The following is a 26,949-nucleotide window of genomic DNA, read 5'->3' as shown; positions in this document are numbered from 1 at the left end:
GACATGACCAGATTCCTTGCCGCATTCCTCATCCTCCTCGGAGGCATCGTTTCGGCCGCTGCCCAGCAGCCCAACCTGCTGCAACCGGACGAAGCATTCAGGCTGACGGCCGCCCATGCTCCCGATGGCGGCATGACCTTCGAATGGGCAATTGCCGATGGCTACTACCTCTATCGCGATCATATCGAGGCGAAGAACTCCGCCGGCGGAGCGGCGCTGAAGCTCGAGACCAGCGAAGGAACCAGGGAAGACGATCCGAACTTCGGCGTCTCGGAAGTCTATTACGGCTCGGCCTCGGCGCATCTGCCGGAGGGAACCCCCGCTGAAATCCTGCTGACCTATCAGGGTTGCAAGAAGGATTCGATCTGCTATCCGCCCCAGACGCGCTCGGTGAAAATCGCGACGCTCGAGATCGAGCCGGTTGTCGTAGGCTTCGGCCCCGCGCCGCAAACGCCCTCGGACGAGGGTGCAGGCGCACCAGATTTCCACCTGTCGCAAGACGCGGCCTCCGGCGGAATGGTCGCCTCGCTATTGGCCGACGGCGGATCGCTCTGGGTAGTGGCAAGCTTCCTTGTCTTCGGGCTGCTGCTTGCCTTCACGCCCTGCGTGCTCCCAATGTTCCCGATCCTCGGCGCCACCCTGGCGCGCTCGGGCGAAACGCTGACCCCGCGCCGGGGTTTTGTCCTGTCGCTTACCTATGTCCTGGCCATGGCTAGCGCCTTCGGGTTGCTTGGCATTGCCGCCGCATGGTCCGGCCAAAACCTGCAGATCGTGCTGCAGTCGCCCTTTGCCGTCGGCACGGTGGCGGCGATCTTCTTTGTCCTCGCCCTCTCCATGTTCGGCCTGTTCGAAATCCAGCTTCCATCGGCCTGGGTCAACCGCATCGCCGGCGGCCAGAGCGGCCGGCGCGGATCGATAGCTGGCGCTGCCGCCATCGGCTTCACCTCGGCGCTGATCGTAGGTCCCTGCGTGACCGCTCCGCTGGCGGCCGCCTTGCTCTACATCGCCCAGACCGGCGACGCCTGGCTCGGCGCAGCGGCCCTGTTCGGACTCGGCTTCGGCCAGGGCATACCGCTCATCGCCTTCGGCACGCTCGGCAGCCGCGCTCTGCCGAAAGCCGGCGGCTGGATGGAGGATGTCAAACATGTCTTCGGTTTCGTGCTGCTCGGCATGGCGGTGTGGATGGCAGCGCGCCTGCTGCCGCCACCGGCGACGCTCGCGTTGTGGGCTGCACTGGCGATGACCGCCTCCGTGTTCGTCGGCGCCTTCGACGCGCCGGGCAGCGACGCCACAGCCGCGCGCAGACTGCGCAAAGGCGCCGGCATGGGGCTCGCACTCTATGCGCTGATCCTCGGCATCGGCGCTGCCTCCGGCGGCAGCGATCCGCTGCGTCCGTTGGCGCATCTCACCCTGTCTCAGGCGCCCGCCGCCAGCAGCCCCTCGCTCGACTTTGCCAAGGTCTCGTCCTCAGCCGAACTGCACAGCGCTATTGCCACCGCTGCTGCCGATGGCAGGCCAACGCTGGTCTACTTCACCGCCGACTGGTGCGTCACCTGTGCAGCCATCGAGCGCGACGTGTTGTCGGCGCGACAAGTGGCCGACAGCCTTTCCGGATTTCGGCGCGTCAAGGTCGACCTGTCGCGGCTCGATGATGCGAACCGGAGCCTGATGAAGGAACTTGCCGTGGTCGGGCCACCGACAATGATCTTCTTCACCCCTGACGCCGTCGAGGCCGACCGCACGCGCCTTGTCGGAGAGGTGAGTGCCGATGCGCTCGTCGCCTCTGCAGCACAGGCGAAACGCTAGGCGAAGATCATGCGTGCCTTTTCCATCGGCCCTCTGATGTTCTCTCCGGACCGTTTCGCGGCCGTGCTTGCCATCGGCATCTTCCTTGCCGGAGCCGAACTTCTGGTCCGCTACGTTGATGCACGTTTTTCCGGTTGGTCGTGGAGGGCCGGGCTGGCCTTCCTCATCGGCGCTAGGCTCGGCCATGTCGCCAGGCATTTCGACAGTTTTAGTGCCGAACCGATGCGGACGCTGGCAGTGTGGCAGGGCGGTTTCTCGATCCCCGCCGGCATCGCTGCCGCCCTGGCGATCACGCTCATCTACCTGCGCCGGCAGCCGCGCCTGCTGATTTGGACATCGGTGCCCGCGGCCGCCGCCGCCTTCACCGCCATGCTCGTCATCCAGCTCACGGCGGGTGTGCCGCCCACACCGTTGCCTTCCGGGACGTACCAGGCCCTTGATGGAAGCGCCGTCACGCCGACGTCGCTGACCGGCAAGCCGATGGTGGTCAATCTCTGGGCATCCTGGTGTCCGCCCTGCCGGCGCGAAATGCCGATGATGGCCGATGTCGCTGCCACCAATGACGAGGCGACCTTCCTGTTCGTGAATCAGGGCGAGGACGAAGCGGCGGTCAGATCCTACCTCGAAGCCGAAGGCCTCGCCCTCGACACCGTTCTGCTCGATGGGCTTGGCCGATTCTCGCGCCACTATACGACGCCCGGCCTGCCCGCCACGCTGTTCATCGGAGCTGATGGCAGGCTTCGCTCCATCCATATGGGCGAGATTTCCCGCGAGGCCCTGTCGGCCGGCATCGCAGAACTGCAAGAGTAGCCGGGCTGCTCAGGTGGCCGCGGCTTGCCGTGCCACCCTGTCGTCGGCGATGACAATGCCGACGGCGAGCCCGCCTTCCGGCCGGTTGCGCATCTCAAGACGCGCGCCGCCATGGTCGAGCGCCATCTCGACAATGCTGAGCCCGAGGCCGCTGCCGACTGCGGACCTGAAGCGTCCCCGGAAGAAGCGTTCCGTCACCCGCGCTAGCTCCTCATCCGGGATGCCCGGGCCTTCGTCCTCGATCCAGATCGCCACGCTGGCCCCGCCTTCGGCAAGCCGGCAGGATACATGCCCGCCCTGTGGCGAATGATGCAACGCATTCTCTATCAGGTTGCGTGCGGCAAGCCTGAAGAGCTCCGGCGACATGCGCAGTTCGAGCGCCGAGAGGTCGGCATCGAAGGCAATGTTGGCAGTCCCGCCCGTATTAGCAACGAGCTCGCCAGCGATAATCTCCAGCTGCCTGCCGGCATTGAAATGCTCGTCGGTCGCCGTCTCGGCGCCGGAATCGAGCGATGCGATATCCAGCAATTGCCGCACCAAGCGGCCGGTCCGGTCAACGCCAACCACGATCTGGGCAAGCGCCTTTTCCCGGATCGCGGGATCGTTGCTGGCCAACGCGATCTGCGCCTGCGTTTTGAGGCCGGACATCGGCGTTCGCAGTTCGTGCGCGGCAAAAGCGGTGAAGTCGCGCTCGCGGTCGCGCGCCTGCGAGACACGCTGGAACAGCACGTTGATCGCCTTCAGCACCGGCTGCAATTCGCTTGCCGTGCTTACGTCCTCGATAGGGCTGAGATCGGAAGCTTGCCGCACCGACAGTTCCTTTGCGATGCGGCTGAGCGGCATCAGCCCGCGCCCGACGCTCAGCCAGATCAACCCGGCCAGCACCGGCAGGATGAGCAGCGCCGGCAACAAAACGCCGGCAGTGACATTGTTCACCAGATGGTTGCGGAAATAGATTCGATCCCCCACCATCACCCGAACCCCAGCCTCCGGGTTGTCCACGGTGTAGACGCGCCAGGTTTCGCCGTTGATGACCGTATTGGAAAAGCCTTGCTGACGTTCTGAGAGCTTCGCTTCCGGCGCGCCTTCGGACTGGCTGACCAGCGCCCCGTTCAGCGACCAGATCTGACATGAAAGCTGGCGATCGTAGGCTGAATGCGGCTCTGTCGCGATGGGAGGCAAGACGGCCCCCTCGCCGGTTCCTAGCGCGCGCCGCGTCACCATGGAGTTGACCATGCGGGCCGCCTCCATGAGCCTGGCATCCAGTACGCGCTCAAGCTGCGAGCCGGTACTGAAGAATACCCACGCAACAGCCGAAAGCCACACCAGCCCCGTGGTCAGGATCAGAATCACGAACAGCCGGGTTCGCATAGAATGCATCGGTTCACCTTCGCTTCGCAGCGCCCTCAGGTCGGCGCGATGGCACCGCTGCCTTCCTGATGCCGGCGCCTTAAGGCAAACTTAAGAAAGCGTGCGCAAGACGCCGCAACGGCATCTGTGCGGCTTGTGCAACACATTGTTTCTTTTGGCACGTGCGGATTTTCTTTTGCTCTTAAGCCTGCCTTAAGGTGCACCGGACCTTCTCGGCCCCAATTCCAGAAATCGAGGCCGCTCCCATGTCGACCACCCCTCCCCGGATCACGCCCGTGATTGCAAAAACCGGCCCTGTCGAAACCCATGGCGCCGCGCGTATTCCCCGCCGCTCCGCGCTGGCCATGTTGGCCTCGCTCGCCGCTGTGGGCTTTGTGCCGCAAGCGTACGCCAAGGACGATGGTCTCTCGACCGAGATGATCCTCAACGATCCCGCGGACCCCAAGGCGGGCAATGCCAAGGGCGACGTCACCATCGTCTATTTCTTCGACTACAACTGTCCCTACTGCAAAAGGACGATGGCGCCGCTCGACAAGGTCGTGCGCGCCGACGGCAAGGTCCGCCTCGTCTACAAGGACTGGCCGATCCTCAGCACAGCCTCAATCTATGGCGCGCGGCTGGCGCTGGCCGCCCACTATCAGGGCAAGTACCAAGAAGTTCACCACGCGCTGATGTCCATTCCGGGCGGCAAGGTGTCCGAGGACAGGATGCGCAAGGCGGTCGCTGCCGCTGGCGTGGACATGGCGCGGCTGGACCGCGACAGCAAGGACAAGGACGGCGACATCACTGAACTGATGCGCCGCCACGGCGCCCAAGCCGACGCGCTCGGCCTCGTCGGCACGCCCGTTTTCCTCATCGGCCCCTTCCTCGTCGCCTCGGCGCTGGACGAAGCCGGCTTCAAGCAAGTGATTTCCGACGCGCGGGCGCGCGGCAATAAGTAACTCGAAGGACATACGAATGATCGACGAAATGGACGGCCAGGCACGAAGTGTGCTCACGGCGCTGGCCCTGCTGGCATGCATGGGGCTTGGCGCCTGCACCACCAGCGCTTCCAATGTGGCGCTCCTGTCGCCTCAGCCGGCAGCGCCCGAGTCGCTGCCTGCGGTGGTCGAGGAGCCGTCCGCTTCGGCCACGCCGCCGCGCTACGGACCGCGACAGAACGAGCGCTTCCCAGTGCCAGTGGAAGACCTGGCGGGCATCCCGCAGAAATACCAGCGCCAACTCGTCGACTATCCCACCGACCATGCCCCGGGCACCCTTGTCGTCGATCCGAACAACCGCTTCCTCTACCTGGTCCAGACCGACGGCAAGGCGCTGCGCTACGGCGTCGGCGTCGGCGCCGCGGGGCGCGGCTTCAGCGGCACGGCCGACGTCGCCTACAAGCAGGAGTGGCCGCGCTGGCGGCCGACCGACAGCATGATCGCCCGCGCGCCGGAGCGTTACAAAAAGCATGAGAACGGTGTCGAGGGCGGTCCCGGCAACCCGCTCGGCGCCCGAGCCCTCTACCTCTTCAAGGACGGCCAGGATACCTACTACCGGATCCACGGCACCAACCAGCCGGACAGCATCGGCAAGGCCGTCTCCGCCGGCTGCATCCGCATGCTGAACAACGACGTCATCGACCTCTACGAACGGGTGCGCAAGGGAGCGAAGGTCGTCGTCCTGTAGCGGCCCGGTCGATCCACGTGTCCCTCTTCATCGGTTGGGCCAGTTTGGCGCGTGAACTGACGTAGTCAGAGCCCATCGCTTCCAGGCGCGGGGCTCTGATCGGAGACAAAAGATTAAAAATCAGGTGCTTATGCTATTGTGCCGATAGCTCGCGAAACGCCGCAAGCTATATCATTTCATTCCCACTCGATTGTGCCGGGCGGCTTCGAGGTCACGTCGTAGACGACGCGGTTGATACCGCGCACTTCGTTGATGATGCGGGTTGCCGCGCGGCCGAGGAATTCCATGTCGTAGTGGTAGAAGTCGGCGGTCATGCCGTCGATGGAGGTGACGGCGCGCAGCGCGCAGACGAATTCGTAGGTTCGGCCGTCGCCCATCACGCCCACGGTCTGCACCGGCAGCAGCACCGCGAAGGCCTGCCAGATTGCGTCGTAGAGACCGGCCTTGCGGATCTCGTCGAGATAGATCGCGTCGGCCTCGCGCAGGATCTCGAGCTTCTCACGCGTGATGCCGCCTGGGCAGCGGATCGCCAGGCCAGGTCCGGGGAACGGATGGCGGCCGATGAAGTGCTCGGGCAGGCCGAGTTCCTTGCCGAGCGCGCGGACTTCGTCCTTGAACAGCTCGCGCAGCGGCTCTACCAGCTTCATGTTCATGCGCTCGGGCAGACCGCCGACATTGTGGTGCGACTTGATCGTCACCGACGGGCCGCCGGTGAAGGAGACGCTTTCGATGACGTCTGGATAGAGCGTGCCCTGCGCCAGGAAATCGGCGCCGCCGAGCTTCTTGGCCTCTTCCTCGAACACCTCGATGAACAGGCGGCCGATAGTCTTGCGCTTCTTTTCTGGGTCGGTCTCGCCCTCGAGGGCCGAGATGAAGCGATCCGAAGCGTCGACCAGGATCAGCGGCAGGTTGTAGTGTTCGCGGAACATGGCGACCACGTCCGCCGCCTCGTTCTTCCGCATCAGCCCGTGGTCGACGAGGATGCAGGTGAGTTGCTCGCCGACGGCCTCGTGGATCAGCAAGGCAGCCACGGAGGAGTCGACGCCGCCCGAGAGCGCGCAGATCACCTTGCCCTTGCCCACCTGATCGCGGATGGCTTCCACCGCGTGCTCACGATAGGCGCGCATGGTCCAGTCGCCCTCGATGCCGGCGATGTTGTGCACGAAATTGGCGAGCAGCTTGGCGCCGTCCGGCGTGTGCACCACTTCGGGGTGGAACTGCACGGCGTAGAATTTTCGCGTTTCGTCGGCGATGGCCGCGAAGGGCGCGCCCGCCGATGTGCCGATGACGCGGAAGCCAGCCGGGATTTCGGTGACCCGGTCGCCATGGCTCATCCACACCTGATGGCGCGTGCCCTTGGCCCAGATGCCGTCGAACAGCGCGCTGTCTTCCTCGATCTCGAGGAATGCGCGGCCGAATTCGCGATGATGGCCAGCTTCGACCTTGCCGCCCAGCTGGGCGCACATGGTCTGCTCGCCATAGCAAATGCCAAGCACTGGCACGCCAGCGGTGAAGACTGCCTCGGGCGCGCGCGGGCTGCCGATGTCGATGGTGGAATGCGGGCTGCCCGAAAGGATCACCGCCTTGGGCTGGATGCGCTGGAACGCCTCCCCTGCGGACTGGAACGGGACGATTTCGGAATAGACCCCGGCCTCGCGAATGCGGCGCGCAATGAGCTGCGTCACCTGGCTGCCGAAGTCGACGATAAGGACGGTGTCGGGATGATGGCTGGTTGTCATGGCGAGCATTTAGAGAAAACTGAGAGTCGGCGCAATGGGCTGCGACGCTTCATCGACAGGTCGATTTGATCGACTTTGGCCCTGCTACGCCCCGTTCGCACAAAAACCGAGGTCAAAGCTGCAAGATGCCGTCCGACAAGGCCTCGGCGAGCCTGGTCACCGCAAGCGCCAGCTTCTCGTCGATGACATGCAGGTATTCCGTCCAGTTGCCGACATGCTTCAGTTCGGCGGCCCCATCGGAAATGCCGCGCAGGCCGATCAGCGGCAGGCCAAAGAGCTGGCAGACTCGCAGCACCGCGAAGGTCTCCATGTCGACCATGTCGGCCTCGATGGCATCGTAGGCCGCGCCGGAAATGATCGCGGCCCCAGTAGACAGCGTCGCCTCCCTGACGCCCGGAACCCGGAGCGGCAATGGCACAGTCACGGGCAGGTCGAGAAAGGGCGTAGCTCCCTTGGCAAAACCGAGCGCGGACGCATCCATGTCGCGATACGACACGGAGACCGCCTGATAGATTTCGGTCTGCTCGAGGGTGCGGCTGCCGGCCGAGCCCAGCGACACGACCAGATCGGGCAAAGTGCCCTGCCCTTTCAGCCGCGCAAGCTCGGCACCGAGCGTGACGCCGGCCTCGACCGGGCCCACTCCCGTCATGAAAGGCACAAACAGTCTCTGCAGATGCGGACCGTATTCGGGATCGGCGGCCATGACAAAGAGCACCGCCTTGCCGCCGAGCACGGTCAGCGTCATCGCTCAGCCCTCGATGCCGTCGCGGCCGGCCACGGCCATGATCGTGCCGGTCATGGTGGCGATGAGCTTGGCCTCCCCGTCGGTTGCGAAGGCATAGGCCTGTCCGTCGGCCACCACGATGGTGCGGCCGGGCTTCGTCACCGTGCCGCGAAACAGGAAGCGCTCGCCCTTGCCGGGCGCCAGCAGGTTGACCTTGAATTCGATGGTGAGCACGCCGGCGTCCTCCGGCACCACCGAATAGGCGGCATAGCCGCAGGCCGAATCCAGCGCGGCCGAAATGATGCCGGCATGCAGGAAGCCGTGCTGCTGGGTCAGCGCGTCCGAAAAGGGCATCTCGATCTCCACCGTGCCCGGCCGCACCAGCGTCAGAACCGCCCCCATGGTGGTCATGACCTTCTGGCGGGCGAAGGATGTCCTCACCCGTTCCTCGTAGTTCGGCGAGGGTTCTATGCGTGCAACCATCATCCGTGCCCTGCTTGACGTCAGCAGCTTATCGCAAAGGGTTGACGTTGAGGCAATCGGCAATGCTGCAGTGCGGCAAGCCCAGCGTAGGATTCAATTGAGCCACCGGCCGAGGCAGCTATCGAGTCCGGCGAAGCGCGGCGAAGAAGAAGCCATCCGTGCCGCTGCGCGCCGGCGTCAGCGAGATGCCGCGTGCCGGATCGATCCGGGCGGCATCGGCCTTACCGGGGAAATGCTTTTCCCACAGCGCCGCGTGATCGACCGGCTCGAAGCCGGTCTCGCGCTGCAGGAACGCCTCGATCTGGTCGCGGTTTTCGGCGTCGAAGACCGAACAGGTAACGTAGACGAGCAGCCCGCCGGGCTTCACATTGACCTTGGCGGCGTCCAGGATCGCGGCCTGTTCGCTCCTGCGCACGTCGAGCTGTTTCTGCGTGAGCCGCCACTTGGCGTCGGGGCGGCGCCGCCACGTGCCGCTGCCGGTACAGGGCGCGTCGATCAGCACGAGGTCCATGTGGCCGGATAGCCCTGCAAGCTCTGCCTGCTTGGCAACGACCTGGACGTTGCGGTTGTCCGACCTGCGGATGCGATCGAAGATCGGCGCCAGGCGGCCCTTCTCCGCGTCATGGGCGAATATCTGGCCGCGATTTTCCATAGCTGCCGAAAGCGCAAGCGTCTTGCCGCCCGCACCGGCGCAGTAATCCAGCACCTGCATGCCCGGCTGGGCTCCTGCCAGTTCGGCGGCGATCTGCGAGCCCTCGTCCTGAACCTCGAACCAGCCCTTCTGGAAGGCCGGCTCGGCCTGGACATTGGGATGACGGCCGCTGCCGTCGATCGGCGGAATCCGGATGCCGTTGGCAGAAAACGGCGACGGCGCCGCCCCCATCTCGGCCAGTTCGGCAAGCACGCGCTCGCGTTGCGCCTTCAGCGTATTGACACGCAAATCGAGCGGCGGCCTCAAGGCAAGGGCCGCGCCTTCTTCGACCCAGTCGTCACCAAAGGCACGCTGCAGAAGCGGCACGCACCAGTCGGGGCAATCGGCCCGGACCGCATCCGGCGCTTGCGACAGGTCTCGTGCCGAAATCGCGGCCAGTTCGTCCGCATCGAGCGGCGCAGGCGCAAACTTGTCGCCCTCCAGCGTCGCGCTCAGCGTCTCGACCGTCTCATGCCATTCGAGCAGCAGCGCGCCGAAGCCCACGGCGCGGGGCGTGTCTGCGCCGATCAGCCAGCCGGCGGAGCGCTTGCGGCGCAGTCCGTCATAGACGATGTTGCCGATCGCGGCACGGTCGCCGGCCCCTGCGAAACGGTGCGAGAGGCCCCAGTCCTTCAGCGCATCGGCCGCGGGGCGATGCCGCCGCTCGATGTCTTCAAGCACTTCAATGGCCGCAGCCAGCCTACCGCCCAGTCGCATATCGGTGATCCCTATTTCGGCTTACCCGAGAGAGGGTCTGACTAACGCTCGCAGCCGCCGCGCACAAGCGCCGTTTCAAATTATTCGGGGGACGCCGACGGGTACAAATCTAAACATTCCGTGAGCTTGGAACAGCCGCAGCCTCCGGCGGTTATTCGGCTTGTTTAAGCGATTGAGGCACAAGAAATGAAAAACCTGGCCCTTGCTTCCATAATAGCCATAACCGCCGTCCTCCCGTTCGGCGCCCCGGTCCAGGCAGCAGACGCGACACGCAACGACGTAGAGTACGTGTTTCCCGGCTGGCTTTACCGGCCGTATTACGGGCCGCTTTTTTACGGGTTTGGTCCGTATTACCGCTACAGGCTTTGCCATTTCGAGGTGGTCCGCCAGCATCGCGACGGTCTGTGGTGGGCCGAGCGGGTCAGGGTCTGTCCATAAGCTCCCGGCTTTGCCATGCGCTCCGGCTGACGAAAGCCCGCCGGGGCGCATTTCACGGGTCCCATCACGCACAATAATGTTTGATCCGCACCGCCAATGTGCGCGAATCTAAACATTGTGTAATCTCGGAACGCTGCCCCTCATCCGGAGTTGTATGGCTGGTTGACTCCATCGAGGCCAAGAATATGAAAGCCTTTCTTCTCGCCTCCATCCTGGCCGCCACCGCAGCATCTTCTTTCGGCGCCCCGGCCCAGGCCGCCGCGACCGTGGCGACATATCACAGACATTATCACCCGCGACCGTATCATGTTCGGCCGCACTGCTACGTCAAGACGATCAAGCATTATCGCCATGGCCGGGTCTGGTACGAAAAGGTCAGGGTCTGCCGCTAACCTCCAGTGCCCGCAAACCCGACCGACCCAAATCGGCCGGGTCGAGGCCGCCGTCCCTGGTGCGAGCCATCATTCAGAACGAGCGCTTGTATCCGAGCGAGAAGTTGATCTTGTCTCCCGCCAGTGCGTTATAGGGCGGTGTGCTCGTGTCGAGCTTTTTCCATGCGTAGCCGACGTTCAGGAAGACGGCATTGTCACTGTCGAAATCATAGGTCAGGCCGGTCGCCACTTTTGGTGTCACCCATGTCGCGTTGAAGCCGTTGCGGTAGCGGAGATTGAAGGCATTCCAGGTCAGTTTGGACGTGACCTTCAGATCACCGGCCAGATAGATGACGTAGTATCCGATACTGGCGTTGGTGTTTGCGCCCTTGATGATCCCTGTATCGTCCCAGGTATAGCCAGGCCCTATGCTCGGCGTCAGGGTGAAATTGTCGTTCACCTTGAATTTATAGCCGAGCGTGGCCTCCGCATAAAACTGCATCCCGCCGCCATTCTTGAACGAATGCTGGAACGACACACCGCCCAGGAAATTGTCGGTGAAGCGATAGGACAGCCCTGCTTTGTAGTAGATGTTATTCAGGTTTCCGGCCCGGTTGCTGCCATTGTCGATCGCATAGATTTCCGGGGTACCGTCGATACTGAATGTCCAGGCTGGCGTCTTCGCCTTCTCGGATGAGGTCTTCTCGGATGAGGAAGTCTTCGACGAAGAGACATCGGCAGCAAGAGCCGGCGCCATCCCCAGCAAGAGGACGCTCACCAGTAACGAAGCTCTTGTCGTATACTCGTGTATCGAGACCCCGCCCCACATATCGCCGTCATACATGCGAATCCCCCACCACAGCGGCACAAGCAGTTTCCGTTTCCTCTGCATTTCGAGCAGAGTTTTCGGCAACCCTAATACACTCCGTGTTGCGATGTTTGCTTGGGGATTGGCCCGTTGGCAAATGATTTTCGTTGAGCAGCAAATGCGGCTCGCCGGCACCCGATCATCTTCACCTTAACGTGGGGGGACTGCGTGAGATGTGACTGCTTCGCAGGTCCCGGCGCGAGGTGTTGTCCGAGCCCGCCAGGCCTTCAGCGCGTGGCAGCCGCCACGGCTTCCGCGATCGACACCAGCGCCCCTTCGTCATTGACGCTGCGCGACTTACGCGAGGCGACGAGGCAGGCCTGCGAGCGCAGGATGACGCCGTCGTTCAGGATCTTCAGATGATTGGCACGCAGCGTCGAGCCGGTGGTGGTGATGTCGACGATCACGTCGGCCGAGCCGGCGGCCGGCGCACCCTCGGTCGCGCCGAGGCTTTCCACGATGCGATAGACCTGGATGCCGTGCTTCTGCGAGAAGAACTGCTGGGTCAGGCGCCAGTATTTCGTTGCGATCCGCAGGCGGCGCCCATGGCGCTGGCGGAAATCCGCCGCGACGTCATCGAGGTCGGTCATGGTGTCGACGTCGAGCCAGACTTCCGGCACCGCCACCACCACGTCGGCATGGCCGAAGCCCAGCCGCGCCACGATCTCGGCGCGCATCTCCCAGTCGACCAGCGTCTCGCGCAGAAGGTCCTCGCCGGTGATGCCGAGGTCCACCGACCCCTGCCCGATCTCGCCGGCGATTTCCGAGGCCGACAGGAACGCCACCTCGATGTCGTCGCGTCCCTCGATGCGGGCGCGATATTTGCGGTCGTCTTCCGGCAGACTGACAACGAGCCCGGAGCGGGCAAGAACGTCCAGCGCCTGTTCCTTCAGTCGTCCCTTGGACGGGATGGCCAGCGTGATGGTCATTGCGAGCCCTTCCGCAGATATTCGATGCGATCGAGCCAGACCGAGAAGCCGACCCCGGGGATCGCCTCCTTGGCCCCGAGCAGCGTCAGCAGCCGGTCATAGCGTCCGCCGCCGACCAGCGGCCGTCCGTCGTCGCGCACCGCGATCTCGAAGGCCATGCCGGTATAGTAGTCCAGCGGACGTCCGAACGCCGCGTCGTAGCGCACCACATCGGCCGGTAGGCCGTGGCTTTCCAGTGCGGCTGCCCGCGCGGTGAACTTGTCGAGTGCTGCCCCGAGCGACAGCGAGGCGTCGGCAGCAAAGCCGCGCAAGGCATCGGTCGCCTCGGAAATCGGCACGTTGATTGCCAGGAACGCCTTCAGCGCGTCGAAAGCCTCGTTGGAAAGGCGCACGCTGCGCAGTTCGGCCTTTTCGATCAGCCGGCGGGCAATGTCACCCGGCGTGCGGCCGGCCGAAGGCGACAGGCCTGCCTCCTCCATGCCGCGCGCGACATGGGCCGAAAGGCCTTCGAAATCGCCATCCGCCACCAGCGAGGCGGCAGGCTCGGCCAGCGCCCCGTTGCGCGGCGGCGTGGCAAGATCGGCAAGGGCCGAGGCAAGCATCTCGGCCGAGCCGAAGGCGCGAGCGAGACGCAGGCGCCATCCGCGCGGCAGGCCGAGGGCCGCCAGCACCGCCTCGAAGACCGAATGATCGCCCATGACCACAGAAAGAGCGGTGCCGGGCAGCGCCAGCTCGAGCATGGCGTGGGCGTCGGCGATCGACCGGGCGTCGGCACGGGCAGTGTCGGTGTCGCCCAGATCCTCGATGCCCGCCTGGAAGAATTCGTTGCTGTCGTCGCGGCGTTGGCGAAACACCTCGCCGAGATAGCAATAGCGGCGCGGCGTGCCGGACTGACTGCGAATGTGGTCGATGCAGACCGGAATGGTGAATTCGGGCCGCAGGCACAGCGACTCGCCGGTCTCGCTTTCGGTCAGGAAGATGCGCCGGCGCAGATCCTCGCCCGCCATGTCCAGAAACGGGTCGGCCGGCTGCAGCACCGCCACGTCGACGCGATCGGCCTCCTTGGCCGCAAAAAGCTTCAGTATATCGGGCGCGCTGCTCGGATAGCGGGAGTTCACTTTCCTCTCACCCCTTCGCACGGTCCTCGGCCTGCGCCGCCAGAATCTTCTTCACCTCCGACACGAGGTCGGCCTCGGCAACTGTAATCTGCGCCGGCCTTGCGGCACGCCATTCGGCATTGTCGGAAATCTCGGCCGACATCCGGGCGCCCTCGATCAGATCCTTGATCTGCACTTCGCCCTTCGCGCGCTCATCGCCGCCCTGGATGATGGCAACGGGGCTGCCACGGCGGTCGGCATATTTGAGCTGTGCCTTCATGCCGGCGCCGCCGAGATAGAGCTCGGCGCGGACGCCCGCCTGGCGCAGCGACGAAACCATCTTCTGGTAGCGGCCGAGGCTTTCGGTGTCCTTGTCCATGACCAGCACCACCACCGGCGCGACCACGTCCGACGTGTCGAGCTTGCCCAGGTTCTTCAGCGCCGTCATCAGGCGCGAGACGCCGATGGAGAAACCGGTCGCGGGAACCGGCTCGCCGCGGAAGCGCGAGACGAGACCGTCATAGCGTCCGCCGCCGCCAACCGAGCCGAAGCGGACGATCTGGCCGTCGTCGTTGGGGATTTCGGCCAGCAGCTCGGCCTCGTAGACAGGCCCGGTGTAATATTCGAGGCCGCGCACGACGGAGGGGTCGATCTTCACGCGGCCGTCGTCATAACCGGCGGCTGCGACCAGCTCTGCGATCTGCGCCAGTTCTTCCACACCTTCGCTGCCGCGCTGGTTTTCGGCGACGATTGCCCGCAGGTTGGCGATGGTTTCGGATGCATCGGCTGAGCCGGCTTCCGTGAAGGCGATGACCTTGGCGATTGCCGCCTCGCCCAGCCCCGCGCCCCTGGTGAAGTCGCCGCTCTCATCCTTCCGCCCCTCGCCCAGAAGCTGGCGAACGCCCTCGGCACCGAATTTGTCCAGCTTGTCGATGGCGCGCAGCACCACGAGCCGGCGGCCCGCGTTCTTCTCGCCGCCAAGGCCGATCGCCTCGAGCACGCCGTCGAGCACCTTGCGGTTGTTGACGCGCACGACATAGTCGCCGCGTTTGATGCCCAGCGCTTCCATCACGTCGGCCATCATCATGGTGATTTCGGCATCGGCCGCCACGCCCGGCGTGCCGACCGTGTCGGCATCGAACTGCATGAACTGGCGGAAGCGGCCCGGCCCCGGCTTCTCGTTGCGGAACACCCAGCCCGAGCGATAGCTGCGATAGGGTTTCGGCAGCTTCTCGAAATTCTCCGCCACATAGCGCGCCATCGGCGCGGTCAGGTCATAGCGCAGCGACAGCCACTGATCGTCTTCGTCCTGAAACGAGAACACGCCCTCGTTGGGACGATCCTGGTCGGGCAGGAATTTGCCCAGCGCGTCGGTGTATTCGATCATCGGCTGGTCGACCGGCTCGAAACCGTAGAGCTCGTAGACCTCGCGGATCTTCGTCATCATCCTCTCGACGGCGCGGATGTCATCAGGCGTGCGATCGACAAAGCCGCGCGGCAAACGTGCCTTCATCTTTTCCGATTTGTCAGCCATGTCGTATCGCTCTTGTCGTTCGTGAAGCGCAAAGCCAAAGGAAGCGGCAGCGCTGGCCCGGCGCCTGGAGGAGTCGCGGTGTCCTAACTTATGTCAACCGGAGCGGCAAGGGTTGGGCCGGTCACGACGGCCGGCTTTTATTCCTGCAATGGAATCAGTTCGGAAAAGCGAAGATCCCGGACCTCGCTGATCACGGATTCATCGGCTTTGTAATTCACCATCAGCACGACCCGGACCGACTTGGTGCCGGGGCGAAACTGGTTGTGGGCTTCATCACCCTCACCGGTGATGATTCCGCTGAGCATCTTCCAGCCATCATCAGAGCTGATCCCTATGTTCGACGCTCCAGCAAAGCGGTGCGGGCCAATGCCGGAGGTCAGCACCTTGCCCTCCTCGTCCAAGGTTTCCACCCCCAGATACACTCTGGACGTCTGGGGCGAGCCATCCGACTTGGGCAGGACGCGGACAGCGACACGCAGCCGGTACTCGCGACTGGTGTCAACCGGAATACGCCGCGAATAGAATGGTTTGTATCCGACGAACTGCTGCGGAGGATCGATGAAGAAGACCTGCTTCACCGACGGCATTTCCGGCTCGAACCAGCCCATCCGGACGCCGACCAGCGCAAACAGGCCGATGACTGCCAGCACGCAGATCGCAACCCGCAGATAAAGCGCGCCGACTTCGGCGATGACCTTTTTCATGCATCCCCCTTGGGCCGCCCTCGCGGCCCTTGATATCAGCCAGCATTAGCCGGCCGGGCGCGCCCTCCGCAACCCGTCAACGCCTCGCAAGCGTCAGACCGGCCGGACGAACGCGGCGCGCTCCCGCTCCACCGACGTCCGGCAGGCGCAGCCTTCGATATGGTCGTTGACCAGGCCCATGGCTTGCATGAAGGCATAGACCGTGGTCGGCCCGACGAATGTCCAGCCGCGCTTCTTCAAATCCTTCGATATCCGCGTGGAGACCGCCGTTGTTGGATTGGCGCGAAGGTGTGCCAAGTCGACGACCGTCGGCCGCTCTTCAGCACCCGGCTCGAACGACCAGAAATAGGCAGCAAGCGATCCCTTTTCGGCCACCAGTTCGCGGGCGCGCCTGGCATTGTTGATGGTCGAGACGATCTTGCCGCGATGGCGCACGATGCCGGCATTGCCAAGCAGACGCTCCACGTCGGCATCGGTGAATTCAGCGACGCGCTCGAAGTGGAAATCCGCGAAGGCCTCGCGGAAAGCCTCCCGCTTGCGCAGGATCGTCAGCCACGACAGGCCAGACTGGAACCCCTCAAGACAGATCTTCTCGAACAGCCGACGGTCGTCGGCGACGGGCCGGCCCCACTCATGGTCGTGGTAGTGCAGATAGTCGGGCAGGTTGCCGTGCCAGGAGCAGCGAACCACGCCATCCGCCCCCTCGATCAGGCCGGTCTTCTCGATTTCCATAGGCAAATTCCAATTCCTGACTTCGCTGCCCGGCAGATTTTACGCAGCCTTTACCAGATTCCTGAACCGGCCGGTAACCACATCGAAAGGTTTAGATCAAGATTCGCATTTTACGCATTCCGATTCACGACTTGGTTTCTTCCTGCGCACCAGCATGCGGCGAGAAGCGAGGAAGTGTCCCTCGCCTGAGCGACGAACAAGTTGAGGGTGTGTGCGATGAAACATGTCTTTCTGGCGGGGGCCGCGGCGTTTGCCGCCTGCATTGCCTCGCCGGCAGCGGCGAACGACCGCTATATGGAACGGCCTCCCGTGCTTGTAAGCCCTGATCTCGCCGCGCCCTGGGTCCTGCAACTCGGTCATGTGCCGGGCCAGGTGGTGGTCCGGGAAACCCGGCAGGGGCAGGCTGAACCGGCCGCCGTGCAGGTTCAGCCCTATTCCGCCGAGCAGCGCTTCGACTATCGTTACGGCGAGCCTGCGCGCAAGCAGCGCCAGCCGCTTGAGCAAGCCCAGCGCATGGCGGGCATCGCTCCCGCGCCGGCGAAGAAGGCTGAACCGAAGCGCCAGCTCGATCCGGTCTACCTGCCGCAGGAAGTCGCCTATGACGGGCCGCACAAGGCAGGCACCATCATCATCGATACCAAGCAGAACTTCCTCTATCTCGTGGAAGACGGCGGCCAGGCACGCCGCTACGGCGTCGGCACCGGCAAGCCCGGCTTCGAGTGGGCCGGCACCCACAAGATCACCCAGAAGCGCGAATGGCCGGACTGGCGTCCGCCGTCCGAGATGATTGCCCGTGAGCGGGTCAAGGGGCGCGTCCTGCCCGTCCACATGGAGGGCGGTCTCGACAATCCGCTCGGCGCCAGGGCGATGTATCTCGGCTCGACACTCTATCGCATCCACGGCACCAACCAGCCCTGGACCATCGGCGGCGCGGTTTCCTCGGGCTGCATCCGCATGCGCAACGAAGACGTGATCGACCTCTACGAGCGGGTGAAGGTCGGGACGACTGTGGTCGTCAGCTGACGAATCTCCGGGGAGGCGGAGTCGGCGGCACGGCCGCCGCAGCAAGGGTGGCGCGGCCGATATCGCGCCACCCTTTCCTTTCTTGAAACTATTATTCTTTAGGGTAATGTTGGTGCGTCGCTTTTTCCAATATCGTCGCGGCGCAAATGCCACGATCATCTTGGAAATCGTGCTAAGGGGGACCGACTCCGTCGGATTCGAACGACGAGCAGCCGCCGCCCAAGGCGCCCCTTGATCCTATGCAACCTCCCTGGCGAAGGAGAATCGCAATGCCCCTCGACGACACCCGCTACCTGAAAGGAGCGCCGGTTGCCGCCCGCATCATGGCCGAAGTGCGGGCCGCCGCTGAAAAAGCGACGGAGGAGGGTTTTCCGCCAAGGCTGGTTTCAATCACCGTCGGCGACGTCGACGCCGTGGATGTCTATGTCCGCAATCAGCGCAACAAGGCCAAGCAGGCCGGCATCGATTTCGAGGAACGGCGCCTGCCAGCCGAGACGACCGCCAAGGAACTGGAAGCAGCCATCCATGGCATGAACGCCGACCCGCGGGTGACCGGCATCATCATCCAGCGCCCCGTGCCGGCGCATATCCCGATCAAGGCGATCCAGGCCGCCATTCATCCGCTGAAGGACGTGGAAGGCATGCACCCGTCTTCCATCGGCAACATCGTCTACAACCAGCTCGATCTTGCCCCCTGCACGGCCGCGGCCTCCGTCGAGCTGCTGAAGGAGACCGGACTCGACCTGAAGGGGCTCGAGGTCGTCGTCGTCGGTCATTCCGAAATCGTCGGCAAGCCGATCGCCTTCCTGCTGATGAGTGAAGGTGCGACCGTGACCGTCTGCCACCACATGACCCGATCCGTGGCGGCCCATGCCCGCCGCGCCGACGCGCTGTTTGTGGCCGTCGGCAAGCCGCGCCTCATCAAGGCCGATATGGTCAAGCCCGGCGCGGCCGTCATCGACATCGGCATCAATTCCGAGACCCTGCCGGACGGCACGACGCGCATCGTCGGCGATGTCGACACCGACAGCGTGAAGGAAGTCGCTTCCTGGATCACGCCGGTTCCCGGCGGCGTCGGCCCTGTGACGGTCTCGATCCTGCTGCGCAACACGATGGTGGCGCTGAACCGCCAGCGCGCGCTGTATGAATCGACCTACGCGACCTCGACCAGGGTCGCGGCTGAGTAGAGCACTCATCGCACCAGACACGAAGCCGGATACGACTCTTCGCGGGCGTACCGGCTGGCGTTCAAGCCGGGTCGGTGTGCCTGCCCGGCGGGACGTCGTGAGGAACCGACCAGCCGAAATAGACCTCTACCTCGACGATTTGGCCGTCCCGGCACGTCATGACTTCGGTGTTTCTGACCCTCTTCCCGGACCGGAAGCGGCCCACATATGTGACGACCGCTTTGTCCTCTGCGGCCAGCAGATGCTCGATGTCGTAGCCTTCGATGATTTTGCTGTTGGGCCAGCAAATGCTGAAATAGCTTGCTCGGTCCAGCCGGTTGTCCAAGGGGCTTGAAAAATGGAAGTCGGCTGCGATCAGCCGCTCCGCCGCTTCTCGGTCCGAAGCCGCATAGGCATCCAGAATGGCCCTGGCCAAGTCCGTCGTACGGGTATCGCTCATCGCGTCCTCCCTGAATCCAGACCGGGTACATGTAGGCCAATCCTGCAGCCTGCAAGGATGAGCCTCTCTGCTTATCCTAAAAGTCGAAGGCCGATTACTCCGCCGCTAGCGCCTTGCCCTCCGGCACGCCTGCCGGCTTCTTGCCGCCATAGGCCCAGTCGAGCAATTCGACCGTGTGCACGACCGGCATCTTCGCCGACGATGCGATCTGGGTGATGCAGCCGATATTGCCGGTGGCGACGACCGCGGCTCCCGTCGCCTCGATGTTCTTCACCTTGCGGTCGCGCAGCTTTGCCGAAATCTCGGGCTGCAGGACGTTGTAGGTGCCGGCCGAGCCGCAGCACAGATGCCCTTCCCTCGGCTCGCGCACGACGAAGCCGGCGCGCGCCAGAAGTTCCTTCGGCTGGCGCGTGATCCTCTGGCCATGTTGCATCGAGCAGGCGGAGTGATAGGCGACGGTCAAACCCGTTGTGACGGCCGGCGGCGGCAGATCGAGGGTCGCGAGATATTCGGTGATGTCCTTGGCGAGCGCCGAAACCCGCGCCGCCTTCTCCGCATAGGCCGGATCGAGGCGCAGCATGAAGCCATAATCCTTGACCGTCGTGCCGCAGCCGGAAGCGGTGATGATGATGGCGTCGAGCCCGCCCTGATCGGCGAGCTTCGTCCAGGCATCGATGTTGCGGCGCGCCGAGGCGAGTGCCTGCTTCTCGCGCCCCATATGGTGGACGAGCGCCCCGCAGCAGCCCTCTCCTTCAGGCACCACCACCTCGACGCCGAGCCGCGTCAGCAGCGAGATAGTCGCATCGTTGATGGCAGGATCGAGCACGGACTGGGCGCAGCCGCTGAGGATCGCGACGCGGCCGCGCTTTTCCCCGGCGGGCGCGTGACGGCCAGCCGCCGCCATGGGCGAAGCCAGCGGAACCACATCCGGCGCGAGCTTGAGCATGGCTGACAGAGGCCGAAGCCCCGGCACCGCGTCGAACAACGCGGAAAACAGTCGGCCGAACTTCGCCAGCTTCAACGCCGCCCGGAACCGCGACGGATAAGGCAGAACGAAAGCGAGCAGCGCGCGGACCGCACGGTCGCTCAGCGGCCGCTTGTATGTCTGCTCGATGTGGACGCGGGCATGGTCGACCAGATGCATGTAGTTCACGCCCGATGGGCAGGTCGTCATGCAGGCGAGACAGGACAGGCAGCGGTCGATGTGCAGAACCGTCTCCCGGTCGGCCGGGCGGCCGTTCTCCAGCATGTCCTTGATCAGGTAGATGCGCCCGCGCGGCGAATCCAGCTCGTTGCCGAGGGTCACATAGGTCGGGCAGGTCGCCGTACAGAAGCCGCAATGCACGCATTTGCGCAGGATCTTTTCCGATTCCGCAACATGCGGATTGGCAAGCTGGGCGGGCGTGAAATTGGTCTGCATGGCGTTGCCGTCCTTAGATGAACCAGCTCTTCGGGTTCTTGATCGACTCGCCGCGGCCAGCGGCCTGCAGGCCGATGATGCAGCGAGCGATGTACCAGACGGCAACGGCAAACAGCAGGAAGACGCCGATGACCACGAAGATCAGCACGCAGGAGATCAGCCCGTAGAGCAGGCCGATCCAGAAGGTGCGTATCGCCCAGGTGTAATGCGTCGCGACCCAGGGCTCGGCCTTGCCGCGATTGATATAGGCCAGCACCAGGCCGATCAGTCCGGTGATGCCGACGACGAGGCCGGCGAGATAGAGAATATAGACGATCTGCGCATTGGTCGGACCTGGCTCCAGCCAGCGGTCGGTCTGGCGCGGCGCTGCTGGCCCATTGTCGATTTCGCTCATCAATCCCCTCCTGTCGTTTTCCAGCAAGATTCAGGCTGCCGTGTCGACATTAGCAGACCGGTCAGCCAGCGTCATACGGCCGGGATTGAGAATGCCCTTGGGGTCGAACTCATGCTTCAGCCGAGACGAGAGCGCGGCAAGCGCGGGCGGCTGGGGCTCGAAGACAGGCAGCGCCGCACGCCACGCGGGGCTGGCGCGCACCAGCGTGGCATGGCCGCCGCCGAATGCCCGCACAAGGTGCCGCACCAGCGCGGCCTCCGGGTCGGCTTCCAGCCGCAGCCACACCAGGCCGCCCTGCCAGTCGTAGAAGACATCGGCCGCAGCTTCCATGCGTAGCGCCAGCACCATGCGATGGGCTTCGGCCGGCGCCATCGATATGCGCCACACGGGCCGCTCGGTGCCGTCGGTGAAGGGCGCGCAGTCGCGAATGCCGCGCCAGATCGCCTGCGAGGCCTCGCCTGCGATCTCGTCGATTGTGCCGGCATTCCTGAAAAGCCGCTTCAGGTGTTCGACCCGGTAAGCAACGGAAGGCGCGAACCCTTCGACACGCAGCAAGGTAGCCGAGTCGCCCGCCAACGCGCCGCCTGCGATCGAACGCGACAGGTTCTGCGGCAGGTGCGCGGCGCTCGACACCTCCGCGCTGCAACCAAGCGCCATGGCCATGGCTGCCGCGGCGTCCTCGTCATAGAGGCCGCGCAAGGCCAGCGTCGTTTCGGTTTCGGCGGCGGGCAGCGCCTTGAAGGTGACGTCGGTCAGCACGGCAAGCGTGCCCCACGATCCCGCCATGGCCTTGGAGAGATCATAGCCGGTGACGTTCTTCACCACCCGCCCGCCCGACTTGAACAACTCGCCGCGCCCGGAAACGGCGCTGATGCCGAGAATGTGGTCGCGCGCCGCCCCTGCCTTCAGCCGGCGGGGGCCGGACAGATTGGCCGCCAGCACGCCCCCAATCGTACCGCGTCCGGCCGGCTCCCCAAGAAGCGGGCCGTAGTCCATCGGCTCGAAGGCCAACTGCTGGCCGCGTGCGGCGAGCATCGCCTCGATTTCGACAAGCGGCGTGCCGGCCTTGGCCGAAAACACCAGTTCCTCGGGCTCATAGAGCGTCACGCCGGCAAGGCCGGAGAGGTCGAGCGTGGGCGCGGCCTGCACCGGATGGCCGATTGCCCGCTTGGAGCCATGCCCGACAATCTCGAGCGACGCCTCGTTGGCCAGCGCCCATTGGACGGCGGATTGGACATCTTCGGAAGTGGTCGGAGCCAGGTACTGCAATGTTTGCCCCATCCCTCAAAACCTCGGAATGTCCGGGAACGGCAGCTTGCCGGCATGGACATGCATGCGCCCCAACTCTGCGCAGCGGCGAAGCTGCGGGAACATCTTGCCCGGGTTGAGCAGGTGGTTCGGGTCGAAGGCGCATTTGACCCGCATCTGCTGGTCGAGGTCGATCTGGTTGAACATTTCCGGCATCAGGTCGCGCTTTTCCACGCCCACGCCATGCTCGCCGGTGAGCACGCCGCCCACCCTCACGCACAGCCGCAATATGTCGGCGCCGAACTGTTCGGCCTTGTGCAACTCGCCCGGCACGTTGGCGTCGTAGAGGATCAGCGGGTGCAGGTTGCCGTCGCCGGCATGGAAGACATTGGCCACCGCCAGCCCATATTTTTCGGAGAGCTCGCGCATGCCGTGCAGCACCTTCGGCAGTTCCTTGCGCGGGATGGTGCCGTCCATGCAGTAATAGTCCGGCGATATGCGGCCCACGGCGGGGAAAGCCGCCTTGCGGCCGGCCCAGAAAGTCAGCCGCTCCTCTTCGGACTGCGAGATGCGGCAGGTGGTCGAGCTGTTCTTCACGGCGATTGCCTCGATCCGGCCGATGAGATGGTCGACCTCCACCGCCGGCCCGTCGAGCTCGACGATCAGCAGCGCCTCGCATTCCAGCGGATAGCCGGCATGGACGAAATCCTCCGCCGCATGGATCGCCGGGCGGTCCATCATCTCCATGCCGCCGGGGATGATGCCCGCGCCGATGATGTCGGCCACGCACTGGCCGGCCTGTTCGCTGGTGGGGAAGCCGATCAGCAGCGCGCGTGCCGATTCCGGCTTCTTCAGGATGCGCACGGTGACCTCGGTGACGACGCCCAGCAGGCCTTCCGAACCGGTCATCAGGCCAAGCAGGTCGTAGCCCTCGCCATCCAGGTGCTTGCCGCCTAGGCGTACCACCTCGCCGTTCATCAGCACCATTTCGATGCCGAGAACGTTGTTGGCGGTGAGCCCGTATTTCAGGCAGTGCACGCCGCCCGAATTTTCCGCGACATTGCCGCCGATCGAGCAGGCGATCTGCGACGACGGGTCGGGCGCATAGTAAAAACCCTCGGCCTCGACCGCGTTACTGATGCCAAGATTGGTGACGCCGGGCTGCGCGACGACCACCCTGTTGGGATAGTCGATCTGGAGAATGCGGTTGAAGCGGCTCATCACCAGCAGCACCGCATCCTCCAGCGGCAGGGCCCCGCCGGACAGCGATGTGCCCGCGCCGCGCGGCACGACCCTGATATTGCGTTCCTCGCAATATTTCAGGATACGGGACACCTGCGCGACCGTCTCCGGCAGCACGACCACCAGCGGCAGCTGGCGGTAGGCGGTGAGCCCGTCGCTCTCGAAGACGCGCATTTCGTTGACCGTGTCGACCACGCCCTCGTCCGGCACGATGATGCGCATGTCGGCGACGATCTCGGCGCGGCGGCGCATCGTGTCTTCGTCGGGCTTCGGCATGGCCAGGCCGGACATCATCGCTCCTTCAACAAGATAGCTGGTAAAAAGCTTTTACCAGTTTGTCGCGGCCGCTGTAAACGGCTCGGGCGCTTGTGCCTGTGCCCGCATACACAAATGCGGCGCCTCCAAGCTGTGAGTGGATAAATAATTTGACCACTTTTTCGGAAACCCGTAATTCTTGACCGCGACAAAGGCCCAACGGACGAAACGGTTGAGCGAAATCTTCTCCAGAATCGAGCATTCGCGCACCGCCGACGAGGTGGTGCAGCAGATCGAGAGCCTGATTCTCGAGGGCGTGCTGCGCGTGTCCGACCGGCTGCCCGGCGAGCGCGAGCTGGCGCGCCAGTTCGACGTGTCACGGCCGATCCTGCGCGAGGCGCTGAAGACGCTGGAGGAGCGCGGGTTGATCGTGGCCCGCCATGGCGGCGGCACCTACGTCGCCGACATGATCGGACAGGTCTTCACCCAGCCGATGCGCGAACTGATCGGCTCGCATCCCAAGGCTTGTGCGGACTATCTGGAATATCGCCGCGAGATCGAAGGCGTCGCCGCCGAATATGCCGCACGCCGCGCCACCGCCGACGACCTCGCCCTGCTCGACCGGATCATGAACCGCATGACCGCCGCGCATGAACGCGGCGACTTCGACGAGGAAGCGCAGGCCGACGTCGAATTCCACCACGCCATCGGCGAGTGCGCGCACAACATCATCCTTCTGCACACACTGCGCTCCTGCTACCGGCTGCTTTCCGACGGCGTCTTCCAGGCCCGCATGCAGGTCTTCAACCTGCCCGGCGCGCGCGAGGAACTGCTTGCCCAGCATCGCGCCATCCACGTCGCGGTCGCGGGCGGCAAGCCGGCGGAAGCGCGCAAAGCTGCCATGGACCACATCACCTATGTCGAACGCTCGATGGCCGAGGTCGAGCGTACCGGCAACTGGCAGAGAGTATCGAGACTGAGGCTGCGCCAGCGCTCCGAGGCCGGAGACGGCTCCCGGCGTAGCGGAACAGAGAAATAGCCGGAAAGAAACGTGCCCAGCATCGAGCGAAAAGATACGGAGCCCCGGGTCGGGCTGTTCGTGACCTGCCTGGTCGACCTGTTCCGGCCGACGATCGGCTTTGCGGCGCTGAAACTCCTAGAGGAGGCCGGCTGCACGGTCGAGGTGCCGGTGGCGCAGACCTGTTGCGGCCAGCCGGCCCATGCGTCGGGCGAGCGGGCCGAGGCCAGGGCCGCTGCCGAGACCACCATCGAAACCTTCGAGGAGTTCGATTTCGTCGTCGCGCCCTCCGGCTCCTGCGCCGCCATGCTGAAGACGCACTACCCTTCCCTCTTCGCAGGCGACCCGAGATGGGAGGCGCGCGCCGCGTCCTTTGCGGCCAAGGTGCACGAATTGACCAGCTTCCTGGTCGACGTGCGCGGCATGCGCAGCCTTCGCACACGCCTCGACGCCTCGGTCACCTATCACGACGCCTGCTCAGGTTTGCGCGAATTGGGCGTCAAGGCTCAGCCCCGCGAACTTTTGAAATCGATCGAAGGCCTCGACCTGATCGAGATGCGCGCGCCGGAAATGTGCTGCGGCTCCTGCGTGCGGCATCCCGCATCTTCGGCACCCATCGCCAGAACCAAGACCGACGACGTCAAGTCTGCCGGCGTCACGACGCTGCTTGCCGGCGATCTCGGCTGCCTGATGGACATGGCCGGCAGGTTGAAGCGCGAGGGCTCCAACATCGAAGTGCGGCATGTCGCCGAAGTCCTGGCCGGCATGCTCGACGCGCCGCCGATCGGCAGAAGAAACGCAATTGCCCTTGAACGAAGTGTTTGAACCGTCCGGCGCGGACCGCCCGCCGAACCAAATTGAAAGAACGAACTGATGGCTGAAATCCTCGAGATAAACGACCTCAAGAATCTTGCCCGCCGGCGCGTGCCGACGATGTTCTTCGACTATGCCGATTCCGGCGCCTGGACGGAAAGCACCTACCGCGCCAACGAAGAGGACTTTTCAAAGATAAAGTTCCGCCAGCGCGTGCTGGTCGACATGACCAACCGCTCGCTCGAAAGCACCATGATCGGCGAGAAGGTGTCGATGCCTGTGGCGCTGGCGCCGACCGGCAGCGCCGGAATGCAACATGCCGACGGCGAGATCCTGGCGGCGCAAGCGGCGGAGGAATTCGGCGTTCCGTTCACGCTGTCCACGATGAGCATCTGCTCGATCGAAGACGTCGCCGCGAACACGAAGAAGCCGTTCTGGTTTCAGCTCTATGTGATGCGCGACAAGGATTTTGTCCTGAACCTGATCGACCGGGCCAAGGCGGCAAAGTGCTCGGCGCTGGTGCTGACACTCGACCTGCAAATCCTGGCGCAGCGCCACAAGGACATTCGCAACGGCCTGTCAGCCCCACCGAAGATGACGCCCAAGAACATCATCGACATGGCGATCCGGCCGCGCTGGTGCCTGGGCATGCTCGGCACGCAGCGCCGCACTTTCCGCAACATCGTCGGCCACGCCAAGAGCGTGGGCGACCTTGCCTCTCTGGCGTCCTGGACGACCGAACAGTTCGACCCGAAACTTTCGTGGCAGGACGTGGAATGGATCAAGGAGCGCTGGGGCGGCAAGCTGATCCTCAAGGGCATCCTCGACAAGGAGGATGCGATCATGGCCGCCAAGACCGGCGCCGATGCCATCATCGTTTCCAACCATGGCGGCCGCCAGTTGGACGGCGCTCCCTCCTCCATCTCCGTGCTGCCCGAGATCGTGGAAGCGGTGGGCGACAAGATCGAGGTGCACATGGACGGCGGCATACGCTCGGGCCAGGATGTGCTGAAGGCCCTGTGCCTCGGCGCCAAGGGCACCTATATCGGTAGGCCGTTCCTTTACGGACTGGGTGCGATGGGCAAGCAAGGCGTAACCAAGGCGCTGGAGATCATCCGAAAGGAAGCGGACGTCACGCTGGCGCTTTGCGGCAAGCGAACGATCGCGGATATCGGTCCGGACATGCTCTACCGCTGAGATCAGGCGCCAGCCCACAGGAAACAGGGTG

At 64.3% G+C, this 26,949-nt stretch carries 26 protein-coding genes; 10 read left to right on the top strand and 16 right to left on the bottom strand.

Translation table 11 applies throughout. The features are described from left to right. Window positions 1–3 precede the first annotated feature (3 nt). Both dsbD and ABLE85_RS01810 read left to right on the top strand, forming a co-directional pair. Window positions 4–1,806, top strand: a complete 1,803-nt coding sequence (gene dsbD, locus ABLE85_RS01815; RefSeq protein ID WP_348790970.1) for a protein-disulfide reductase DsbD — start codon at window positions 4–6, stop codon at window positions 1,804–1,806. 9 nt (window positions 1,807–1,815) lie between these two features. Beyond that, entirely contained in the window at window positions 1,816–2,616 is an 801-nt protein-coding gene (locus ABLE85_RS01810) for a TlpA disulfide reductase family protein (RefSeq protein ID WP_348790969.1), read from the top strand. 9 nt (window positions 2,617–2,625) lie between these two features. Here the strand turns inward: ABLE85_RS01810 and ABLE85_RS01805 are convergent, their stop codons facing one another. Next, complete coding sequence (locus ABLE85_RS01805; protein ID WP_348790968.1) at window positions 2,626–3,996, bottom strand: ATP-binding protein; 1,371 nt, start codon at window positions 3,994–3,996, stop codon at window positions 2,626–2,628. 311 nt (window positions 3,997–4,307) lie between these two features. On the opposite strand from ABLE85_RS01805, the gene ABLE85_RS01800 reads away from it, so the two are divergent. Together ABLE85_RS01800 and ABLE85_RS01795 are read left to right on the top strand one after the other, a co-directional pair. Then, on the top strand, window positions 4,308–4,928 hold the full coding sequence (locus tag ABLE85_RS01800) for a DsbA family protein (RefSeq protein WP_348791438.1): 621 nt from the start codon (window positions 4,308–4,310) through the stop codon (window positions 4,926–4,928). Window positions 4,929–4,944: 16 nt separating this feature from the next. Then, entirely contained in the window at window positions 4,945–5,655 is a 711-nt protein-coding gene (locus tag ABLE85_RS01795; protein WP_348790967.1) for a L,D-transpeptidase, read from the top strand. Window positions 5,656–5,831: 176 nt separating this feature from the next. On the opposite strand, the gene guaA is transcribed toward ABLE85_RS01795, so the two are convergent. The 4 genes from guaA to ABLE85_RS01775 all read right to left on the bottom strand — a co-directional run bounded on the left by guaA (window position 5,832) and on the right by ABLE85_RS01775 (window position 10,009). After that, window positions 5,832–7,394, bottom strand: coding sequence for a glutamine-hydrolyzing GMP synthase (gene guaA / locus ABLE85_RS01790; RefSeq protein ID WP_348791437.1), 1,563 nt, complete (start codon window positions 7,392–7,394; stop codon window positions 5,832–5,834). A 112-nt stretch (window positions 7,395–7,506) separates the two neighbouring features. Then, on the bottom strand, window positions 7,507–8,139 hold the full coding sequence (locus ABLE85_RS01785) for a 5'-methylthioadenosine/S-adenosylhomocysteine nucleosidase (protein WP_348790966.1): 633 nt from the start codon (window positions 8,137–8,139) through the stop codon (window positions 7,507–7,509). 3 nt (window positions 8,140–8,142) lie between these two features. Continuing rightward, window positions 8,143–8,601, bottom strand: a complete 459-nt coding sequence (locus tag ABLE85_RS01780; protein WP_348791436.1) for a PaaI family thioesterase — start codon at window positions 8,599–8,601, stop codon at window positions 8,143–8,145. A gap of 118 nt (window positions 8,602–8,719) precedes the next feature. After that, window positions 8,720–10,009, bottom strand: a complete 1,290-nt coding sequence (locus tag ABLE85_RS01775; protein WP_348790965.1) for an RsmB/NOP family class I SAM-dependent RNA methyltransferase — start codon at window positions 10,007–10,009, stop codon at window positions 8,720–8,722. Between the two features lie 623 nt (window positions 10,010–10,632). Here ABLE85_RS01775 and ABLE85_RS01770 point away from each other — a divergent pair. Further along, window positions 10,633–10,839, top strand: coding sequence for a hypothetical protein (locus ABLE85_RS01770; RefSeq protein ID WP_348790964.1), 207 nt, complete (start codon window positions 10,633–10,635; stop codon window positions 10,837–10,839). A gap of 73 nt (window positions 10,840–10,912) precedes the next feature. Here ABLE85_RS01770 and ABLE85_RS01765 read toward each other — a convergent pair whose 3' ends face one another. The 6 genes from ABLE85_RS01765 to ABLE85_RS01740 all read right to left on the bottom strand — a co-directional run bounded on the left by ABLE85_RS01765 (window position 10,913) and on the right by ABLE85_RS01740 (window position 16,682). Further along, entirely contained in the window at window positions 10,913–11,662 is a 750-nt protein-coding gene (locus ABLE85_RS01765; RefSeq protein ID WP_348790963.1) for a hypothetical protein, read from the bottom strand. Between the two features lie 251 nt (window positions 11,663–11,913). Then, on the bottom strand, window positions 11,914–12,615 hold the full coding sequence (hisG, locus tag ABLE85_RS01760) for an ATP phosphoribosyltransferase (RefSeq protein ID WP_348790962.1): 702 nt from the start codon (window positions 12,613–12,615) through the stop codon (window positions 11,914–11,916). Further along, window positions 12,612–13,733, bottom strand: a complete 1,122-nt coding sequence (locus ABLE85_RS01755) for an ATP phosphoribosyltransferase regulatory subunit (protein WP_348790961.1) — start codon at window positions 13,731–13,733, stop codon at window positions 12,612–12,614. Before ABLE85_RS01755 ends, hisG begins: the two co-directional genes overlap by 4 nt. 7 nt (window positions 13,734–13,740) lie before the next feature. Beyond that, window positions 13,741–15,246 carry a histidine--tRNA ligase gene (gene hisS / locus ABLE85_RS01750; protein WP_348790960.1) on the bottom strand — a complete coding sequence of 502 codons (1,506 nt, stop codon included), beginning with the start codon at window positions 15,244–15,246 and terminating at the stop codon, window positions 13,741–13,743. Window positions 15,247–15,383: 137 nt separating this feature from the next. After that, window positions 15,384–15,950, bottom strand: coding sequence for a hypothetical protein (locus tag ABLE85_RS01745; RefSeq protein WP_348790959.1), 567 nt, complete (start codon window positions 15,948–15,950; stop codon window positions 15,384–15,386). Window positions 15,951–16,043: 93 nt separating this feature from the next. Continuing rightward, window positions 16,044–16,682 (bottom strand): DNA-3-methyladenine glycosylase I, encoded by a 639-nt coding sequence (locus ABLE85_RS01740; RefSeq protein ID WP_348790958.1) that lies wholly within the window; start codon window positions 16,680–16,682, stop codon window positions 16,044–16,046. Between the two features lie 216 nt (window positions 16,683–16,898). Here ABLE85_RS01740 and ABLE85_RS01735 point away from each other — a divergent pair, with 216 nt between their 5' ends. Beyond that, on the top strand, window positions 16,899–17,705 hold the full coding sequence (locus ABLE85_RS01735; RefSeq protein WP_348790957.1) for a L,D-transpeptidase: 807 nt from the start codon (window positions 16,899–16,901) through the stop codon (window positions 17,703–17,705). Window positions 17,706–17,968: 263 nt separating this feature from the next. Continuing rightward, on the top strand, window positions 17,969–18,892 hold the full coding sequence (locus ABLE85_RS01730) for a bifunctional 5,10-methylenetetrahydrofolate dehydrogenase/5,10-methenyltetrahydrofolate cyclohydrolase (RefSeq protein WP_348791435.1): 924 nt from the start codon (window positions 17,969–17,971) through the stop codon (window positions 18,890–18,892). 61 nt (window positions 18,893–18,953) lie between these two features. Here ABLE85_RS01730 and ABLE85_RS01725 read toward each other — a convergent pair whose 3' ends face one another. The 5 genes from ABLE85_RS01725 to ABLE85_RS01705 form a co-directional block, all read right to left on the bottom strand. Then, window positions 18,954–19,331 (bottom strand): nuclear transport factor 2 family protein, encoded by a 378-nt coding sequence (locus ABLE85_RS01725; protein ID WP_348790956.1) that lies wholly within the window; start codon window positions 19,329–19,331, stop codon window positions 18,954–18,956. 94 nt (window positions 19,332–19,425) lie between these two features. Then, window positions 19,426–20,751 carry a glycolate oxidase subunit GlcF gene (glcF, locus tag ABLE85_RS01720; protein ID WP_348790955.1) on the bottom strand — a complete coding sequence of 442 codons (1,326 nt, stop codon included), beginning with the start codon at window positions 20,749–20,751 and terminating at the stop codon, window positions 19,426–19,428. A 13-nt stretch (window positions 20,752–20,764) separates the two neighbouring features. After that, on the bottom strand, window positions 20,765–21,145 hold the full coding sequence (locus ABLE85_RS01715; protein WP_348790954.1) for a DUF4870 domain-containing protein: 381 nt from the start codon (window positions 21,143–21,145) through the stop codon (window positions 20,765–20,767). A gap of 30 nt (window positions 21,146–21,175) precedes the next feature. Beyond that, on the bottom strand, window positions 21,176–22,426 hold the full coding sequence (locus ABLE85_RS01710) for an FAD-binding protein (RefSeq protein WP_348790953.1): 1,251 nt from the start codon (window positions 22,424–22,426) through the stop codon (window positions 21,176–21,178). Between the two features lie 3 nt (window positions 22,427–22,429). Beyond that, complete coding sequence (locus tag ABLE85_RS01705; protein ID WP_348790952.1) at window positions 22,430–23,926, bottom strand: FAD-linked oxidase C-terminal domain-containing protein; 1,497 nt, start codon at window positions 23,924–23,926, stop codon at window positions 22,430–22,432. A gap of 196 nt (window positions 23,927–24,122) precedes the next feature. Here ABLE85_RS01705 and ABLE85_RS01700 point away from each other — a divergent pair, with 196 nt between their 5' ends. From ABLE85_RS01700 to ABLE85_RS01690, 3 genes are read left to right on the top strand one after another with little or no spacing between them, the layout of a single operon-like run. Next, window positions 24,123–24,929: an FCD domain-containing protein gene (locus tag ABLE85_RS01700; RefSeq protein WP_348790951.1), complete on the top strand. Its 807-nt coding sequence runs from the start codon at window positions 24,123–24,125 to the stop codon at window positions 24,927–24,929. A 21-nt stretch (window positions 24,930–24,950) separates the two neighbouring features. Then, a complete protein-coding gene (locus ABLE85_RS01695; protein ID WP_348791434.1) occupies window positions 24,951–25,733 on the top strand; it encodes a (Fe-S)-binding protein in 783 nt (260 codons plus the stop codon). Window positions 25,734–25,781: 48 nt separating this feature from the next. Continuing rightward, a complete protein-coding gene (locus ABLE85_RS01690; RefSeq protein WP_348790950.1) occupies window positions 25,782–26,918 on the top strand; it encodes an alpha-hydroxy acid oxidase in 1,137 nt (378 codons plus the stop codon). Window positions 26,919–26,949: the final 31 nt, after the last annotated feature.

Origin of the sequence: Mesorhizobium sp. KR1-2 (genome assembly GCF_040045035.1) — a bacterium.
GTDB lineage: Bacteria > Pseudomonadota > Alphaproteobacteria > Rhizobiales > Rhizobiaceae > Pseudaminobacter.
The sequence above is the reverse complement of the archived record's forward strand: the minus strand, read 5'-3'. Positions and strand labels throughout refer to the sequence as shown.